This is a genomic window from Sandarakinorhabdus cyanobacteriorum (assembly GCF_002251755.1).
GTDB lineage: Bacteria > Pseudomonadota > Alphaproteobacteria > Sphingomonadales > Sphingomonadaceae > Sandarakinorhabdus > Sandarakinorhabdus cyanobacteriorum.
The window spans coordinates 23,758-39,672 of the sequence record NZ_NOXT01000097.1 but is presented as its reverse complement, the minus strand read 5'-3'; the positions used below and the strand labels follow the sequence as shown (position 1 = coordinate 39,672).

General features: G+C 66.9%; 17 protein-coding genes and 1 pseudogene. 5 read left to right on the top strand and 13 right to left on the bottom strand.

Annotated elements, in window-relative coordinates:
- Positions 1-142 precede the first annotated feature (142 nt).
- From CHU93_RS06115 to CHU93_RS06105, 3 genes are all read left to right on the top strand, one after another.
- Complete coding sequence (locus tag CHU93_RS06115) at positions 143-559, top strand: hypothetical protein (RefSeq protein WP_094473229.1); 417 nt, start codon at positions 143-145, stop codon at positions 557-559.
- A 356-nt stretch (positions 560-915) separates the two neighbouring features.
- On the top strand, positions 916-2,097 hold the full coding sequence (locus CHU93_RS06110) for an acetyl-CoA C-acyltransferase (RefSeq protein WP_094473228.1): 1,182 nt from the start codon (positions 916-918) through the stop codon (positions 2,095-2,097).
- Positions 2,097-2,867 carry a 3-hydroxybutyrate dehydrogenase gene (locus tag CHU93_RS06105; protein WP_094473227.1) on the top strand — a complete coding sequence of 257 codons (771 nt, stop codon included), beginning with the start codon at positions 2,097-2,099 and terminating at the stop codon, positions 2,865-2,867. The genes CHU93_RS06110 and CHU93_RS06105 overlap by 1 nt, the downstream gene beginning before the upstream one ends.
- 863 nt (positions 2,868-3,730) lie before the next feature.
- On the opposite strand, the gene CHU93_RS06100 is transcribed toward CHU93_RS06105, so the two are convergent.
- Positions 3,731-5,062, bottom strand: coding sequence for a peptide MFS transporter (locus CHU93_RS06100; protein ID WP_094473226.1), 1,332 nt, complete (start codon positions 5,060-5,062; stop codon positions 3,731-3,733).
- Between CHU93_RS06100 and CHU93_RS17720 the strand changes: the two are divergent.
- Positions 4,980-6,266, top strand: a pseudogene (locus tag CHU93_RS17720) (serine hydrolase domain-containing protein). The gene CHU93_RS06100 and the pseudogene CHU93_RS17720 overlap by 83 nt on opposite strands.
- On the opposite strand, the gene CHU93_RS06090 reads toward CHU93_RS17720, so the two are convergent.
- The 5 genes from CHU93_RS06090 to CHU93_RS06070 form a co-directional block, all read right to left on the bottom strand.
- Complete coding sequence (locus tag CHU93_RS06090; protein WP_094473225.1) at positions 6,242-6,490, bottom strand: hypothetical protein; 249 nt, start codon at positions 6,488-6,490, stop codon at positions 6,242-6,244. The pseudogene CHU93_RS17720 and the gene CHU93_RS06090 overlap by 25 nt on opposite strands.
- A 7-nt stretch (positions 6,491-6,497) precedes the next feature.
- On the bottom strand, positions 6,498-7,706 hold the full coding sequence (locus CHU93_RS06085; RefSeq protein ID WP_094473224.1) for an FAD-binding domain-containing protein: 1,209 nt from the start codon (positions 7,704-7,706) through the stop codon (positions 6,498-6,500).
- Between the two features lie 63 nt (positions 7,707-7,769).
- On the bottom strand, positions 7,770-8,132 hold the full coding sequence (locus tag CHU93_RS06080) for a HesB/IscA family protein (RefSeq protein WP_086115279.1): 363 nt from the start codon (positions 8,130-8,132) through the stop codon (positions 7,770-7,772).
- On the bottom strand, positions 8,132-8,611 hold the full coding sequence (locus CHU93_RS06075; RefSeq protein WP_086115280.1) for a DUF59 domain-containing protein: 480 nt from the start codon (positions 8,609-8,611) through the stop codon (positions 8,132-8,134). Before CHU93_RS06075 ends, CHU93_RS06080 begins: the two co-directional genes overlap by 1 nt.
- Positions 8,608-9,831 carry an aminotransferase class V-fold PLP-dependent enzyme gene (locus CHU93_RS06070; protein WP_094473223.1) on the bottom strand — a complete coding sequence of 408 codons (1,224 nt, stop codon included), beginning with the start codon at positions 9,829-9,831 and terminating at the stop codon, positions 8,608-8,610. The genes CHU93_RS06075 and CHU93_RS06070 overlap by 4 nt, the downstream gene beginning before the upstream one ends.
- A gap of 23 nt (positions 9,832-9,854) precedes the next feature.
- On the opposite strand from CHU93_RS06070, the gene CHU93_RS06065 reads away from it, so the two are divergent.
- Positions 9,855-10,469, top strand: a complete 615-nt coding sequence (locus tag CHU93_RS06065) for a chromophore lyase CpcT/CpeT (protein ID WP_094473222.1) — start codon at positions 9,855-9,857, stop codon at positions 10,467-10,469.
- A gap of 5 nt (positions 10,470-10,474) precedes the next feature.
- Here CHU93_RS06065 and CHU93_RS06060 read toward each other — a convergent pair whose 3' ends face one another.
- The 7 genes from CHU93_RS06060 to CHU93_RS06030 all read right to left on the bottom strand — a co-directional run bounded on the left by CHU93_RS06060 (position 10,475) and on the right by CHU93_RS06030 (position 15,713).
- Positions 10,475-11,209: a SufD family Fe-S cluster assembly protein gene (locus CHU93_RS06060; protein ID WP_094473221.1), complete on the bottom strand. Its 735-nt coding sequence runs from the start codon at positions 11,207-11,209 to the stop codon at positions 10,475-10,477.
- Entirely contained in the window at positions 11,206-11,946 is a 741-nt protein-coding gene (gene sufC / locus CHU93_RS06055) for a Fe-S cluster assembly ATPase SufC (protein ID WP_094473220.1), read from the bottom strand. The genes CHU93_RS06060 and sufC overlap by 4 nt, the downstream gene beginning before the upstream one ends.
- A gap of 8 nt (positions 11,947-11,954) precedes the next feature.
- Positions 11,955-12,341, bottom strand: a complete 387-nt coding sequence (locus CHU93_RS06050) for a hypothetical protein (RefSeq protein ID WP_094473219.1) — start codon at positions 12,339-12,341, stop codon at positions 11,955-11,957.
- Complete coding sequence (locus CHU93_RS06045; protein ID WP_094473218.1) at positions 12,338-12,757, bottom strand: hypothetical protein; 420 nt, start codon at positions 12,755-12,757, stop codon at positions 12,338-12,340. Before CHU93_RS06045 ends, CHU93_RS06050 begins: the two co-directional genes overlap by 4 nt.
- A complete protein-coding gene (sufB, locus tag CHU93_RS06040; protein ID WP_094473217.1) occupies positions 12,757-14,268 on the bottom strand; it encodes a Fe-S cluster assembly protein SufB in 1,512 nt (503 codons plus the stop codon). Before sufB ends, CHU93_RS06045 begins: the two co-directional genes overlap by 1 nt.
- Before the next feature lie 23 nt (positions 14,269-14,291).
- The gene (locus CHU93_RS06035) at positions 14,292-14,750 is read right to left on the bottom strand and encodes an SUF system Fe-S cluster assembly regulator (protein WP_341476564.1); all 459 of its coding nucleotides are present in this window, start codon (positions 14,748-14,750) and stop codon (positions 14,292-14,294) included.
- A gap of 114 nt (positions 14,751-14,864) precedes the next feature.
- Positions 14,865-15,713 carry an AraC family transcriptional regulator gene (locus CHU93_RS06030; RefSeq protein WP_094473216.1) on the bottom strand — a complete coding sequence of 283 codons (849 nt, stop codon included), beginning with the start codon at positions 15,711-15,713 and terminating at the stop codon, positions 14,865-14,867.
- Positions 15,714-15,915 lie beyond the last annotated feature (202 nt).

Here is a 15,915-nt window from a genome sequence, read left to right as displayed (position 1 = left end):
GCTACCCTCATAACCTACACCACCTGCCGGGACGCGACCGTCGCACCTCTTGGTCGCCAGACAGGATGCCCGATACAGGCTCATTCGCGAAAATGGATGCTGGGCAGACGATTCACCCAAGTGGGCGCAGCTGCACGTAGAAATGACGAAGGCGGTGGTGGCCGAAACTTTGCCCAGGCTGGGCGCGTTGGCCCAATCTCTTCGTCCCCTTCCAATCGACCCAAAGGGCATCGCCGGGGCTGCGCCAGTGTTTCGCTATCTCACCCGCAACTTGTTGCTTTACATTGATCCAGGCTGCTCTGTGGTGGCATCGGCCTCCAATAAGGAGGTCTTTCGATCAGTTGCCGACGCCGTGGCAAACTTGAAGGAGGACCTGGCAGGCACCCCATTCTCCGCCCAATTTGCCATTTCAGAAGCGGATGCTGCCTACGAAAAATCCAGCACAATTGTCGAATGTGCTGAACCCGCCAATGCCAGCCTGAAGCACGTACAGCTTGAGGCCGCTGCGAACGCCAGGCGACAGATTGCATCCATCAGGGCCATTATGATCAGTCGGTAGGCGGGTTGTTGCAGCCAACGCAAGCCAGTCATCAAGCCCTGCCAGAAAACAAATGGGTGCAGGGACGAGTCCCTGCCCGCCGGAGGCCTCCTTCTTCTGAACCATAATCCCTGTCCTACACAGGCCATTCCTGTCATGATCATCGCGCTGCAAATCCCGCTTTTGCCGGTCTGTTGCCGGGTGCGATGCGTCGTTGAAAACCGTTTTCACCAACCAGAACAACGCTGACTCCCGTTGAATCTGTCAATTGTGTCAAAACAAGGTGGGCCGCATCGCCAATGTGATTCGCCGCTTTCTCCCTTCCGCCTGCAACCCCACACTCGTAAAAGGCCGGCAAATCAACCGGAGTCCCTGCCATGTCTGATCCCGTTGTCATCGCCAGCTATGCCCGCACGCCGATGGGTGGGTTCCAGGGCGCCTTGAGCGGCGTGAAGGCCACCGATCTGGGGGCGGCGGCGGTGAAGGCGGCGGTTGCGCGGGCCGGGGTGGCGGCGGACAGGGTGGAGCAGATCGTGATGGGCTGTGTGCTGCCGGCTGGGCTGGGCCAGGCGCCGGCGCGGCAGGCGGCGTTGGGGGCGGGGTTGCCGCTTGGTGTCGAGGCGACGACGGTCAACAAGATGTGTGGCAGCGGCATGCAGGCGATGATCATGGCGCATGATGCGCTGGCGGCCGGCAGTGCGGAGGTGATTGTGGCCGGCGGCATGGAGAGCATGACCAATGCGCCCTATCTTCTGACCAAGCATCGCGGCGGCGCGCGGATCGGCCATGATGCGATAAAGGATTCGATGTATCTGGATGGGCTGGAGGATGCCTATGATCCCGGCCGCCTGATGGGCAGTTTTGCCGAGGAAGCGGCGCGGGATTATCAGTTCACGCGGGAAGCGCAGGACGCTTTTGCCATCGCCAGCCTTGCCCGCGCCCAGGCGGCGATTGCGGGTGGTGCCTTTGCCGCCGAGATCGTGCCGGTCACCATCAGCGGCCGCGGCGGTGAGATGGTGATCGACACCGATGAACAGCCCGGCAAGGCCCGGCCGGACAAGATCCCGACGCTCAAACCCGCCTTTGCCAAGGATGGCACCATCACGGCGGCCAATGCCTCCTCCATCAGCGATGGTGCGGCGGCGCTGGTGCTGACGCGGGCGAGCGTGGCGGCGCGCGATGGCCTGGCCGTGCAGGCACGCATCGTGGCGCACGCAGGCCACGCGCATGAGCCGGCGAAGTTCACCACCGCCCCAGTGCCGGCGATCCGGAAGGTGCTGGCCAAGGCGGGGTGGAGCGTGGCCGATGTGGACCTGTTCGAGGTGAACGAGGCCTTTGCCGCCGTCGCCATGATCGCCATGCACGATCTGAACATCCCGCACGAGAAGCTGAACATCCATGGCGGCGCCTGTGCGCTGGGCCATCCGATTGGTGCATCGGGGGCGCGCATCGTCGCCACCCTGCTGGCCGCGCTGGAGCGGACCGGCGGCCGGCGCGGGGTGGCGGCCCTGTGCATCGGCGGCGGCGAGGCGACCGCCATCGCGGTGGAGCGCATCTGATGCCGTTGGCTGGCAAGCGCGCGCTCGTCACCGGGGCGACCAGCGGCATTGGGCTCGCCATTGCCAAGGCGCTCAGCGCAGGCGGCGCGCGGGTGATGATCAACGGCTTTGGCGATGCGGCGCAGATCGCGGCGGCGCAGGCCGAAGCGGGGGGTGCGCTCTATCATGGGGCGGACATGAGCAAGCCCGGCGAGATTGCCGACATGATGGCGACGGCCCAGGAGCAGCTTGGCGGGGTGGATATCCTCGTCAACAACGCCGGCATCCAGTTCGTGTCGCCGGTGGAGGAGTTCCCGGCCGAGAAGTGGGACGCGATCCTGGCCATCAACCTGTCGAGCGCGTTCCACACCACGCGGGCGGCGGTGCCGGGCATGAAGGCGGCCGGCTGGGGGCGGATCATCAACACCGCCTCGGCGCACAGCCTGGTCGCCTCGCCGTTCAAGTCGGCCTATGTCGCGGCCAAGCATGGCATTGCCGGCTTCACCAAGGCGGTGGCGCTGGAGGTGGCAACCCACGGCGTGACGGTGAACTGCATCAGCCCCGGCTATGTGTGGACGCCGCTGGTGGAAAAGCAGATCCCCGACACGATGGCCGCACGCGGCCTGACCCGCGAACAGGTGATCGAGGATGTGCTGTTGAAGGCGCAGCCCACACGCCAGTTCGTGACGGTAACCCAAGTGGCGCAGACCGCGATCTTCCTGTGCAGCGACGCGGCGAGCCAGATCACCGGCGCCAACATCAGCATGGATGGCGGCTGGACGGCGGCCTGATTCGGGCGGGTATCGGCGCGCGGTCAGATTCCATCCCCGTTATCCCCGTTATCCACAGGCCTGATGGCCAATATTTCATTTTGACGACTCACCCGATCGGTGAGAGCATTCACCTGTAGCCGGGAATTGACGGTGGCAGAAATGCCAAAGGAAATGAAAGGGTTACAGCCAGTTTCTGGAGACCATCCCGCTTAACCGCGGGGAATTGAAACCAGGAAGAGGCAGGGCAGGAAGGCCAGCCCGGAGCATGGCGGCAGACAGGCGCAAGCCTCTCTCCCACCACCGGGACGGAGCGCCAGCCCAACCGGCCGGAAGCCGGCAGGCAAGGCGAGGCGGTGGGGCAACCCACAGACGGGGCAACCCGGATCCAGGGCAACCTGGGGCCAGACCAGCGCCAGCCGGGCAGGGCCGGAACCGGCGGCAACGCCAGCCCACGCGCGAACAATCCAACGGCGCAAGCCAGCGGGCGAAACGCGCAGCGGGTGAGAGCAGCAGCCGGGGGCCGCCAGGCCCGCACGCAAGGTCAGCCGCGACGGCGCCAGCCGCAGCGGTGAACCCCGAAGGACCGTGACGCAGCCGGAAACGGGTAACACCGGACGAAGGCGAGGCCACAGCCAGCAGGAACGGCGCAAGCCGGGACCGCAGCGGGGATCAGGACGAAGGCGTGCTGGGACGAACGGTCCGGCAACGGTGGCGAGGTGGCGGGCAACCGCCATCCCTCCACCGGATGCGAAAGTGCCGCGACCTCGCGGAAGGCCAGCCGCCGCAGCTCCAGCTGACGAAGCCGTGAGCGCAGGCGCCGACCGAAGCGAATGGCACGACACAGTGGGGGCTGATGGCGACATCAGCTCCCATTTTGCCGTTCAGAGCCGGAGCACCTTGGCCAGCCGGCCGCGCACCAGCCACAGCAGCGCCGCCCCGGCCAGCGGAAAGGCGGCATGCAGCAGCCAGAAATCCGCCGCCGCCATGCGTTCATAGAACCGGCCCAGCCAGCCCGACATGGTGCTGCCTATGAACACGCCGAACTGCACCGCGCCCAGCATCACGCCGGTCACCGCCGGCGGTGCGGTGCGCGAAAACAGCGCGTTCACCGTGGGCACCAGATATAGCCAACCGACATTCAGGATCAGGTGGAACATCACCACCCACAGGATGGGCGTTTGCCCCTGCCCCAGCAAGATGCCGCTGCCCAGCGCCAGCCAGATGAAGGCGCCGCCCATCAGCGCCATGCCGATGCCGATCTTGCCCAGTTCGCCGGGCACCCGACCGGCCGCCGCCTGGGCACGCCACAGCGCCAGCACCGGCGGCACCGCCATGATCGGGGCCAGACTGTCAAACGCCTGCAGCCAGCTGACCGGCACCTCAAGGCCCAGCACCAGCCGATCGAGATGATCGCGGCCCCACAGCGCATAGACATTCCACACCTGGCTTTGCGCCAGCCAGAACAGGCTGGTGAACAGCATCACCATCACCAGCGCCGCGATGGTGCGGCCATCGCCGTGCTGCAGCCGGGCGCTGCGCCGGGCCGCGTGCGGCGTGTCGGGCGGCATCAGGCCATTGCCGGCCATCAGCGTGATCGCCGCCAGCGCCATGCAGCCGCTGGCAACGGCAAAGCCCCATTGCCAATCCACCCGTTCCCCCAGCGCACCGATCAGCAGCGGCCCGAGGAACGCCCCGGTGTTGAGCCCCGCCGCCAGGATCGAGAAGGCAGCATCGCGGCGGCCATCATCGCGGGCATAAAGATGGCCGGTCTGGGCATTCAGATTGCAGCGCAGCGCGCCGGCGCCCAGCGCGCTGACCAGCAGGCCGGGCAGGAAGGTGGCGGGCAGGATCACCATCACCATGCCGCCCGTCGCCAGGGCGGCGCCGATGATGCAGGTGAGGCGCGGGCCCCACACCCGATCGCCCAGCCAGCCGCCCAGCAGTGGGGTGAGGAAGAACAGCCCGAGATACAGCCCCATCGTCTGGGTGGCGAGCGCCTGCAGGCTCATCGGCCCGAACAGGCTTTCCAGCAGGGCGCGCCAGGCGGTGAAACCGCCCACACTGTCCAGCATCGCCGGCGTGAACAATGCGTTGGCCATGTAGAGGATCAGCAGCGCCTGCACGCCATAGATGCCGGCGGCCTGCACCGCTTCTGCCACCGTGACAATGGCCAACCCAGCCGGATGGCCGCCAATCTCGCGCCGTTCCCCCATTGCAGGCACCGTGAACGGCCACCGCGCCCCGCGCAAGCCGGGCCTTGACGATTACGATTGTAGTCGACACACTGTCGCAGATCTGCCGGAGATTCCCATGCGCCTGATGCTCATCGCCGCCGCCCTCGCGCTGCTGGCCGGCCCGGCCGCCAGGGCCCAGACGCCTGCCAGCGCAGCGCCTGACCCGGCCCGCAATGCCGCCGCGATCAATCTGCTGACGGCGCGCATGGCCAACGACCATATCCCCGGCCTGCAGATCGCCGTGGTCAAGGATGGCCGCATCCTGCTCAACGCCGCGCTGGGGATGTCCAATCTGGAACAGGGCAGCAAGGTCACACCGGAAACCCGCTTCTCGATCAATTCGGCAACCAAGAGCTTCACCGGCGTTGCGGTGATGCAGCTGGTGGAGGCCGGCCGGCTTGATCTCGACGCGCCCATCGGCCGCTACCTGCCCGATCTGCCGCCGGCCTGGGCCACGATCCCGCTGCACCAGCTGCTCTCCCACTAATCCGGCCTGCCCGACATCATCGATGGCGACTGGGTGATCGCCGCCAGCGAGGCCCAGGCGTGGCGGCAGGTGATGGCCAAACCGCCAGAGGCCGCGGTTGGCGCCCGCTTTGCCTATAACCAGACCAACTATGCCCTGCTCGGCCGCATCATCGCCGCCCAGACCGGCGGCGGTTTCCCGGCCTTCTTCCAGCAGCGCCAATTTGGCCCGGCCGGCATGGCCCGCACGCTGCTGGGCGACAGCGACGACATCATCCCCGGCCGCGCCCAAAGCTACAGCTTCTATCGCCAGCTGCGCGGCGGCACAGAGATCAAGGGCGACGTGCTGGGCCATTGGCGGGACATGTTTCCACCCTTCATGCGCACCGGCGCCGGTATCGTCACCACCGCCACCGACATGGCGGGCTGGCTGATCGCGCTGCAGGATGGCCGGCTGATGGCGCCTGCCACCCGCGCCCGCATGTGGCAGCGCGACCGGCTCGCCGATGGCAAGCCCGGTGAATGGGCAATGGGCTGGCCGGTGCTGGAAAGCCGCCAGCGCCGCATCCTGGCCGGCATTGGCGGGGCGCGTTCGGCCTTCTTCGTCTATCCCGATCACGGGCTGGCCATTGTGGTGCTCACCAATCTGGCCGGCGCCAATCCACAGCGCTTCATCGACGATATCGCCGATCTCTATCTCGGCCCACCCACCCGATAGGGCCGGCCCTCGGCATCGCGGGCCTTTTCGGCCTTGCGGGCATCGCGGGCGGCCTTTTCCTCTGCCTTGCGGGCGGCGCGGCCGCGCTTGATGTCGGCCTCCTCCTGGCTTTCGGTCGCGGCGTCGTAAATTGCCTCTCCCGCCTTGATCGGCGCGGTGATCACCGCCCGCGCCACGCTGCAGCCGGTGAGCGCGATGGGCAGCAGCAGGAGAAGGATGCGCATCCCCACCTCATGCCAGAGCAGCGGGCGGCAGCGCCAGCAGTTTCGGGATGGCGGCCTTGAACGGGAAGAAACCCTTCTTCGCCTGCGGCCAGGCCACATCATCCCAGGCCCGGCGCAGGCGGACCAGCCGCACACCATCGCCGGCCAGCACGGGCGCCAGCACATCCAGCCGGTCCTTCACCGGGCCCACCGGTGCATCGGCGGTGATGATCTGGGCGAGGCGGTGGCGGGCGGCCCAGGCGCGCATTGCCTCCACCGCATCGGCTTCATCCAGCCGTTCGGGCGCCAGCCCCAACCGGTGGGCAGCACGGTCCACGCCATCGGCCAGCATGGCATCGGCCACCCGCCGTTTCAGCGGTGCCGGCGCGCCGCCGATGCCACTGGTCGCCGCCAGCGCCACCGGGCTGGCAGGCAGCGGCAAGGTTTCCAGGCTCACATCCTCCGACGTGATGAACAGGCCGGTGCGCAGGGCCGGATCGGCATGCTGCACCGGCGCCGGCGGGATTGGCGGGGGAATGATATCGGTTGGCCAGGGCGCTGCCTCGCGCGCCAGCGGCGCCGCCACCTGAAAGCGCCCGCCCGACAGGTCGCGGATCAGATCGGCACGCGCCAGATAGGTCTTGCCCGCCGTCTGCAGCCCCACCACCCAGCGCCAGCCCAGCGTGTTCGAAGCCGGGCAGGCATCGAGCAGATGGCGGTAGAAGAAGGCCGCGCCCAGCTGCCAGGGCAGGCGCAGCGTGAAGCACCAGATGCTGGCAAAGCTCATCCGCACATGGTTGTGCAGCCAGCCGGTTTCCTGCAGTTCGGCCACCCAGGCATCGAAACAGTCGATCCCGGTTTGGCCGGCCATGGCCTGGTGGTATCGACGCTGCCACTTGCCATCCTCGGCCAGCATCGCCTCCATGCGCACCACATCGGCCTGCCAGCGCGCCCAGATTTCGGGTCGCTGCTGCAGCCAGCCGACCCAATAGGTGCGCCAGCACACTTCCTGGACGAACTTCTCCGCCCCGCCAAAGCCATGGGCGGCCACGGCGGCCGCGGCCACCTCCGCCTCGCTCACCAGCCGGCGGCGGATGGCGGGAGAGAGCAGCGAGGTGGTGGCCCGGCCATCGGGCCCGCCATCATGGTTGCGCCGCGCGGCATAGGCACGGCCGGCCAGCGGCAGGAATTCGGTCAGCCGGGCAAGGGCTTCGGTGCGGGTAAGGGGGAAGCGCATGTTGGCTGCGATAGCGGGCCGGCAGGCAGGCGGGCAGCGGCGATGGTGTCGCGGCGCGCGCGATCAGACGGTGAAGCTTTCCCCGCAGCCACACGAACCCTTGGCATTCGGGTTGTTGAACACGAAGCCGGCGGTGAAATCATCCTCGCGCCAGTCCATGGTGCTGCCGATCAGATACATCAGGCTGCCGCCGTCGATGAACAGCGTGCCGCCCGGCGTGTCGATGCGCTCATCGCCGGGTTTGGCGGCGGTGACATAGGCCAGATCATAGGCGAGGCCCGAACAGCCGCGGCGCGGGGTGGACAGGCGCACGCCCACGGCATCGGCCGGCGCGTCTTTCAGGATGGTGGCGATGCGATTGGCCGCGCCTTCGGTGACGATCACCGGGGCGGGGCGCGGGCGGCGGGTGAGTGTGGTCTGTTCCATCACAGCATTCCCATTTCCAGCCGGGCCTCGTCGCTCATCTTGCCCGGATCCCAAGGCGGATCCCACACCAGAGAGACATCGCAGCTCTGAATGCCCGGCACGGCGCAGACGCGGATTTCCACTTCGCCCGGCATGGATTCGGCCACCGGGCAATGCGGCGTGGTCAGCGTCATCGTCACGATGGCGTGGCCATTGCTGATTTCCACGCCATAGATCAGGCCCAGATCATAGATGTTCACCGGGATTTCGGGATCGTGGATCTGGCGCAGCGCGGCGATCACCTCGTCATACAGGTCGCCGCCGGGGGCTTCGGGCGCCACTGGTTCCGGCTTCTGCTTCAGGAAACCGTCCAGATAATCCGGCTGGCGGGGCCCGGCTTCGGCAGCCGCCGCCTCGGCAGCGGCCCGCAGCGGCGGGGCTTTTGCCACCGGCTTGGCCTCGCTCACTTCCTCAACCTCGAAGCTGCGTTCAGTCATCATTTCACCCCAAAAATGCGGGAGACACGGGCAAGCCCCTCAACCAGCCGCTGGACATCGCGCGGGCTGGAATAGAGGCCGAAACTGGCGCGGGCGGTGGCGGGCACGCCCAGGATGTGCATCAGCGGCTGCGCGCAATGATGGCCGGCGCGGATCGCCACGCCCGCTTCATCCAATATGGTGCCGATATCGTGCGGGTGCACCCCCTGCATCGAAAAGCTGAGGATGCCGGCGCTGTCGTCAGGGCCATGCAGGGTCAGGCTGTTGATGCCCTGCAGCGCGCTGCGCGCCTGCCGCACCAGCGCCGCCTCGTGGGCATGGATGCGCTCAAGCCCAATGGCCTCCACATAATCGATGGCGGCGGCCAGGCCGATCACGCCTTCGATGTGCGGGGTGCCGGCTTCGAAACGGCCGGGCGGCGGGGCATAGCTGGTGCGTTCGAACGTCACCGTTTCGATCATCGCGCCGCCACCCTGCCAGGGTGGCATCGAATCCAGCAGGTCCGCCCGCGCCCACAGCACGCCGATGCCGGTGGGGCCATAAAGCTTGTGCCCGGAGAAGACATAGAAATCGCAGCCCAGTGCCGCCATGTCGAGCGCGAGACGCGGCGCGGCCTGGCAGCCGTCCACCAGCAGCAGCGCGCCCGCCGCATGGGCGGCATCGGCAATGCGGCGCACATCGGCGGTGCCACCCAGCACGTTGGAAACATGGGCAATGCTGACCAGCCGGGTTTCCGGCCGGATCATGGCAATCAGCGCCGCCTCGTCGATGCGGCCATCGCCAGTGATCGGGGCCACATCCAGCATGGCGCCGGCGCGTTCGCACAGCATCTGCCAGGGCACGATGTTGCTGTGATGCTCCAGCGCGGAAATCAGGATGCGGTCACCGGGCTTGAGCCGCTGGCCCCAGCTGTTGGCCACCAGGTTGATGCCTTCGGTGGCGCCGCGCACGAACACCACCTCATTGGGATCGGCTGCGCCGATGAAGCGGGCGACCCGGGCGCGCGCCTCTTCAAAGCGCAGAGTCATCGTGGCGGAGCGTTCATAGACGCCGCGATGCACGGTCGCATAATCCGGGCCATAACAGCGCGCGATGGCATCGATCACCGCTTGCGGTTTCTGCGCGGTCGCCGCTGTGTCGAGATAGGCCCAATCACCGGCCAGACCGGGAAAATCGCCCTTCAGGTCCAGCATTGCCGGGGCGGTGGCGTCGGTTATGCTCATGCGCCCAGCCCCCGGAGGACAAGATGCTTGCCGCCCTGATCGCCCTGCAGATCGCCGCCACCCAGCCGGTGACGTTGCCCGAGGATTATGCCCGCACCACGACGGGCCGCTTTTCCAGCGCCGAACAACATGCCGCCGACAGCCGGTACGACGTTGTGGAGGTGGCGATCACCCGCATCTGGCCGCAACGCACGGATGGCGTGTGGCTGTATCAGGAACAAGCGATCACCAGCGCGCCGGGCACGACGCCGGCGGCGGCGCGGCTGAAGCCCTATTTCCAGTTTGTCGCCCGCGTTGTCGAAATCGCGCCGGGCGTGCTGCGGCGGGACAATTTCCGCGTCAGGGATGGCGCCAAATGGCTCAACCTGACGCCCGGTGACGCCCGTCTCGCCACGCTCAGCCCCGATGATCTCGCACCGGCCAGCTGCCACAACCGGCTGGAGCGCATCGCCACCGGCGTGTTCGTGGGCGGCACCGAAAGCTGCACCAACAATTTTCGCGGCGCGGTGATGATGGAAAGCCGCAGCGTGGCGACGCGCGACGCCTATGTGAACTGGGATCGCGGCTTTGCCGCCGATGGCACGCGCGTGTGGGGCCCCGCCGGTGGCGGTTACATCTTCAAGCGCATGGCCGATTGAGCGGCTCACGCAGCCGCCTCCAGCCGGGCGGTGATGACGGCATCCAGCGTTTCGACCGCCGCTTCGTCCAGCCCGTCGAGCGCGTCTGACAGGAAGGCGCGGGTCAGCAGGCCGCGGGCCTGCGGCTTGGGTACGCCCCGGCTGGTCATGTAGAAAAGCGCGTCTTTGTCGAGCTCGCCGATGGCGGCGCCGTGGGCGCATTTCACATCGTCGGCAAAGATTTCCAGCTCCGGCTTGGCGTTGGCGGTGGCGCCGCGATTGAGCAGAATGGCCTTGAACGACTGGCTGCTGTCGGTCTTCTGGCCTTCGCGCGCCACGGCGACCTGGCCCAGATAGGTGGTGGTGGCCGCGCCACCCGCCACGGCGCGCACGATCTGGCGGCTGGTGGCGTTGGGGCCAATGTGGCGCACGGTGGTGACCAGCTCGATCGTCTGTGTGGCCGAACCGATCAGCACGCAGCCCAGCTGGAAATCGGCACCATCATGCAGCGTCACATCCAGCGCGATGCGGCCATAATCGCGACCGCCATCGATGATCGTGTAGCGGCAGGCGGCACCGGCGCCGACATTGATGGCGAGATGGCGGATCACCGGGCTGTCGGCGGTGGTGACGATCAGATCGGCATGGGTTTCGCCAGCCGGCACCACCACGGGTTCAACGGCGACCGGCCAATGCCGGGCGACAGCGGCCAGATCGCTGTAGCGAAAGGCCTCATCCCTGCGGGTCGGAAGCGCGCTCATGCGGCGATCGCGGAATAACCTTCCGCCTCCAGCTTGTGGGCGAGATCGGCACCGCCCGAATGGACGATGCGGCCATCCATCAGCACATGGATATGATCGGGCACGACATAATCGAGCAGCCGCTGATAATGGGTGATCAGCAGCGTGGCGTGATCGGGCGAGCGCATGGCGTTGATGCCTTCGGACACGACACGCAGCGCATCGATGTCGAGGCCCGAATCCGTCTCGTCCAGCACGGCCAGCCACGGCTTCAGCACGTGCATCTGCACCATTTCGTTGCGCTTCTTCTCGCCGCCGGAAAAGCCCTGGTTCACCGCGCGCTTCATCATGTCGAACGGCAGGCCCAGCTTTTCGGCGGCCGCCTTGGCCAGCTTCATGAACTCGGCGCCCGACACTTCGGGCTCGCCGCGCAGGGTGCGCTGGGCGTTGAGCGCGGTGCGCAGGAAGAGGAGGTTGGAGACGCCGGGGATTTCCACCGGATATTGCAGGCCCAGGAACAGGCCGGCCGCCGCGCGCTCATGCGGTTCCTTGGCCAGCAGATCCTCGCCCCGGAAGGTCACCGAACCGCCGGTCACCGCATAGCCGTCACGCCCGGCCAGCACATAGGACAGGGTGGATTTGCCGGCGCCGTTCGGCCCCATGATGGCGTGCACCTCGCCGGCGTTCACGGTGAGTGACAGGCCCTTCAGGATGGGCTTGCCGTCCACTTCGGCATGAAGATTGTCGATGATCAGCATGTGGGGGCTCACTTCATCTGGTTCTGGCGCTTGACGATGGTGACCACCGCCTTTTCGCGCACTTCTTTTTCGATCACGCCCACGCTGGCCTGGGCCACGGCCTCGGCCTGGTTGGGCGTGTGATTGGGATGGCCAAAGCGGTCGAAGGACGCCACTTTCAGGGTGAGGGCATTGCGGATCGGCCGGCAGGCCTTCACCGCCGCGATGGCGATGCTGCCGGCGGGATCCTTGGACACATCGGCGGCGGCGATCTTGTCGTCGACGCATTTGCCGAAATCGGCAGTCAGCTTGTCCAGTTCGGCGCGCAGCTGCTGGCCCTTGGGATCGACGCGCGGCGGCGCGGCGTCGCAGGCGGCGAGCAGCAGCAGCGGCAGCAGGGCGGGGGCGCGCGTCATGCCCGCGACCCCAGGGGCGTGCCGCGCGCGGCCCAGGCCGCCACTTCGCCATCGCTGACGGCGGCAAAGGCCCGGAAGCCCTGCCCGCGGTCACGCAGCAGATATTGCGTGTCCCAGTCGGTGATGACGTCGCCATCGCCGGCCAGCATCGCATAATGGGTGTGGGACAGCACGACGCCGGGGGCGAGCGGCACCACGCCCGTCACCGTGGCGCGGGCATTGGCAACGCCCTGCCGGTCATAAAGGCCGAACAGCGCCTCGACATTGCGGCGGAACAGCGCCTCGTCACAGGCAAGGGCAGTGCCGGGGCCGGAAATCAGCGCCGGGAACGACCAGGCCGCGACCAGCGCTGCACTGTCCTGCCGGGCAAATGCAGCGGAATAGGCGGCGAAAAAGGCCTGAACATCGGCCTGCATCACCCGACCGAGCCTTCCAGGCTGAGCCCGAGCAGCTTTTGCGCCTCAACGGCAAATTCCATCGGCAGTTGCTGCAGCACTTCGCGGCAGAAGCCGTTGACGATCAGGCCAACCGCGGCTTCGGCATCCAGCCCGCGCGATTGGGCATAGAAGAGCTGATCGTCCGAAATCTTCGACGTGGTCGCCTCATGCTCGATGGTGGCGCTGGGGTTGCGCACCTCGATATAGGGCACGGTGTGGGCCCCGCACTGGCTGCCCAGCAGCAGGCTGTCGCACTGGGTGAAGTTGCGCGCGCCCTCCGCCGTGGCCGCCACCCGCACCAGCCCGCGATAGGTGCCGTTCGACCGGCCGGCCGAAATCCCCTTCGACACGATGGTGGAACTGCTGCCCTTGCCGATGTGGATCATCTTGGTGCCGGTATCGGCCTGCTGGCAATTGTTGGTGACCGCCACCGAATAGAATTCGCCCACGCTGTTTTCGCCCGACAACACACAGCTGGGGTATTTCCAGGTGATGGCGCTGCCGGTTTCGACCTGGGTCCAGCTGACCTTGCTGTTCTTGCCCAGGCAGTTGGCGCGCTTGGTGACGAAATTGTAGATGCCGCCCTTGCCGTCGGCATCGCCCGGATACCAGTTCTGGACGGTGGAATATTTGATCTCGGCATCATCCAGCGCGACCAGCTCCACCACGGCGGCGTGCAACTGGTTTTCATCGCGCATCGGGGCGGTACAGCCTTCGAGGTAGGAGACATAAGCGCCCTTGTCGGCGATGATCAGCGTGCGTTCGAACTGGCCGGTGTTGGCGGCATTGATGCGGAAATAGGTGGAAAGCTCCATCGGGCAGGGCACGCCTTCGGGGATGTAGACGAAGGTGCCATCGGAAAAGACCGCGCTGTTCAGGCAGGCAAAATAATTGTCGGTGACGGGCACGACGCTGCCCAGCCACTTCTTCACCAGATCGGGAAATTCCTTCACCGCTTCCGAAATGGACAGGAAGATCACCCCGGCCTTGCGCAGCTCCTCGCGGAAGGTGGTGGCCACCGACACGCTGTCGAACACGGCGTCGACGGCGATCTTCCGCGCGCCTTCCACCCCGGCCAGCACCTTCTGCTCCTCGATCGGGATGCCCAGCTTCTCATAGGTGCGGCGGATTTCGGGATCCAATTCGTCCAGCGATTTCAGGCTCGGCTTGGCCTTGGGCGCGGCGTAGTAATAGGCATCCTGATAATCGATCGGCGCGATGTTCAGCTTGGCCCAATCCGGGCTCTCCATCGCCTCCCACTTGGCGAAGGCCTTCAACCGCCAGTCCAGCAGCCACTGCGGCTCGCCCTTCTTGGCCGAGATATAGCGCACCGTGTCGGCATTCAGGCCCTTGGGTGCCAGTTCGGATTCAACATCCGAGGTGAAGCCCCACTTGTAGGTGGCCAGATCCTCAACCGCGGCGCGGGCCTCGGCATCCTGCACCGGCGCTGCAGCATCGTTCACCGTGTCGGCAGACACTTCATCAGACATGGTCAAACTCTTTTCCGGTTCGTTCAATCGGCCAGCGCGGTGGCGGTGGCCACGGCTGGCCCGGATGCCGCCGCTGCCGCCGGCTGCACCAGATCGGCCAGCGACACGGCGGCAAGCGCCCCACGCACGGCCTGGTTGATTGGCGGCCAATGGCCCCGGATGGCGCAATGGCCTTCCATGGCGCAATCCTGCACATCGCCCGACACACAGCTGGTCAGCGCGATCGGTCCATCCACCGCCTCGACGATTTCCGCCACGCTGATCGCTGCCGGCTCGCGGGACAGGGTGAAACCACCGGCCGCCCCGCGCGACGCCGTGAGCAGCCCGCCACGGGCCAGCGTGCCCATCAGCTTGGCCACCGTGGGCGGCGGGATCATCGTCAATTCCGCCACCCGCGCCGCCGACAATTTCGCCGACGGTTCGCGCGCGGCGGCAGCCATTACCACCACGGCATAATCGGCAAGATTGGTCAGTCGAATCAAGGCTTCCCCGCCACGCTCGGGCAAAGTGGACAAATCTGGTCGGGTTATGGTCCGCCTGCCCCGAATAGTCAAGTTTGCCGGGCCGGTGTGGCGGTCATGCCGCAGCCCGCGCCTTCAGGCGATCAACGCCAGGCGGGGCAAACCCGGCAACTGCCGCCGGCGCGCGATGGTGAGCCGCGTCACTGGCGCCGCCTCGATCTGGAAACGCGCCGGGGTAAGCCCGGTGAAGGCCCTGAATTCACGAATGAAATGCGCCTGATCATAAAAGGCGTCGCCGGCCGCATCCACCCAGTCCGCCGCCTCGCCGGTGGCCAGCCGCACCGCCGCCCCCAGCGCCCGATATTTGCGCGCCAACAGCTTTGGCGAGGCGCCATAGAGGCGCTGGCACAGCCGCTCCACCGATCGCGCCGACATGCCCGATGCCGCCACCAGCGCATCCACGGCCGGGTTGGTGCTGCCGGTCAACCAGTCATCGGCCAGCCGGGTGAACCAGGCATGGGCATCGCGCCCAAGCGCCAGCCGCTGGCCCAGCGCCCGATCCACCACGGCACAGCGCGCCGCATCGCTGCCGGCATTGGCCACCGCATCCAGCAGGCGCGCCACGCCGCCCGCCGGCCACACCCCGGCCAGATCCACCGCATCGTCCGCCAGTTCGGCCGCTGGCACACCCACAAGTTCGGCCCAGCCGCGCGGCAGCAGCCCGATGCCGAACAGCGCCAGCCGGCCTGCGGCGCGATAATGCGCCGGCGCACTGGTTGGCCCCTGCACAACGGCGCCACGGCCCTGAACCTGGCGGCCCTGGCCATATTCGTTCACCGCCGTGCCCGCCACCACCAGCCGGATCTGTCCCAGCTCGGCCCGCATCAGATCGGCAAAGGCCGGCAGCTGCGATTCAAACCAGTAATAGGATGACACATGCGCCCTCAGCGCCGGATCCGGCTGGAAATATCGGATCGTGATCACGGCCCCTCCCGACGCATCGGCCCGTCCCCCTGCCGGCGTCACACCGCCATCTTATACGCGCAATTTGCAAACAAGACGCAAAAAAACGGCCCAGGCATTGCTGCCTGAGCCGCCAAGTTTCGGGACCGGAGCCGGAGCTCCAGTCCGCGGGTCGCGTCATCCTGATAGACGCGATTTCCCGGGCCATATTGTAAATTTCCGA

Bases quoted from the DNA above. Each gene is read 5' to 3' on its own strand.
- CHU93_RS06060 (WP_094473221.1), bottom strand. From the start codon at position 11,209: ATGAGCGCGCTTCCGACCCGCAGGGATGAGGCCTTTCGCTACAGCGAT.
- CHU93_RS06070 (WP_094473223.1), bottom strand. From the start codon at position 9,831: ATGAGCATAACCGACGCCACCGCCCCGGCAATGCTGGACCTGAAGGGC.
- CHU93_RS06105 (WP_094473227.1), top strand. From the start codon at position 2,097: ATGCCGTTGGCTGGCAAGCGCGCGCTCGTCACCGGGGCGACCAGCGGC.
- CHU93_RS06115 (WP_094473229.1), top strand. From the start codon at position 143: ATGACGAAGGCGGTGGTGGCCGAAACTTTGCCCAGGCTGGGCGCGTTG.
- CHU93_RS06075 (WP_086115280.1), bottom strand. From the start codon at position 8,611: ATGATGACTGAACGCAGCTTCGAGGTTGAGGAAGTGAGCGAGGCCAAG.
- CHU93_RS06065 (WP_094473222.1), top strand. From the start codon at position 9,855: ATGCTTGCCGCCCTGATCGCCCTGCAGATCGCCGCCACCCAGCCGGTG.
- CHU93_RS06050 (WP_094473219.1), bottom strand. From the start codon at position 12,341: ATGACGCGCGCCCCCGCCCTGCTGCCGCTGCTGCTGCTCGCCGCCTGC.
- sufC (WP_094473220.1), bottom strand. From the start codon at position 11,946: ATGCTGATCATCGACAATCTTCATGCCGAAGTGGACGGCAAGCCCATC.
- CHU93_RS06080 (WP_086115279.1), bottom strand. From the start codon at position 8,132: ATGGAACAGACCACACTCACCCGCCGCCCGCGCCCCGCCCCGGTGATC.
- CHU93_RS06090 (WP_094473225.1), bottom strand. From the start codon at position 6,490: ATGCGCATCCTTCTCCTGCTGCTGCCCATCGCGCTCACCGGCTGCAGC.
- CHU93_RS06045 (WP_094473218.1), bottom strand. From the start codon at position 12,757: ATGCAGGCCGATGTTCAGGCCTTTTTCGCCGCCTATTCCGCTGCATTT.
- CHU93_RS06110 (WP_094473228.1), top strand. From the start codon at position 916: ATGTCTGATCCCGTTGTCATCGCCAGCTATGCCCGCACGCCGATGGGT.
- CHU93_RS06100 (WP_094473226.1), bottom strand. From the start codon at position 5,062: ATGGGGGAACGGCGCGAGATTGGCGGCCATCCGGCTGGGTTGGCCATT.
- CHU93_RS06085 (WP_094473224.1), bottom strand. From the start codon at position 7,706: ATGCGCTTCCCCCTTACCCGCACCGAAGCCCTTGCCCGGCTGACCGAA.
- sufB (WP_094473217.1), bottom strand. From the start codon at position 14,268: ATGTCTGATGAAGTGTCTGCCGACACGGTGAACGATGCTGCAGCGCCG.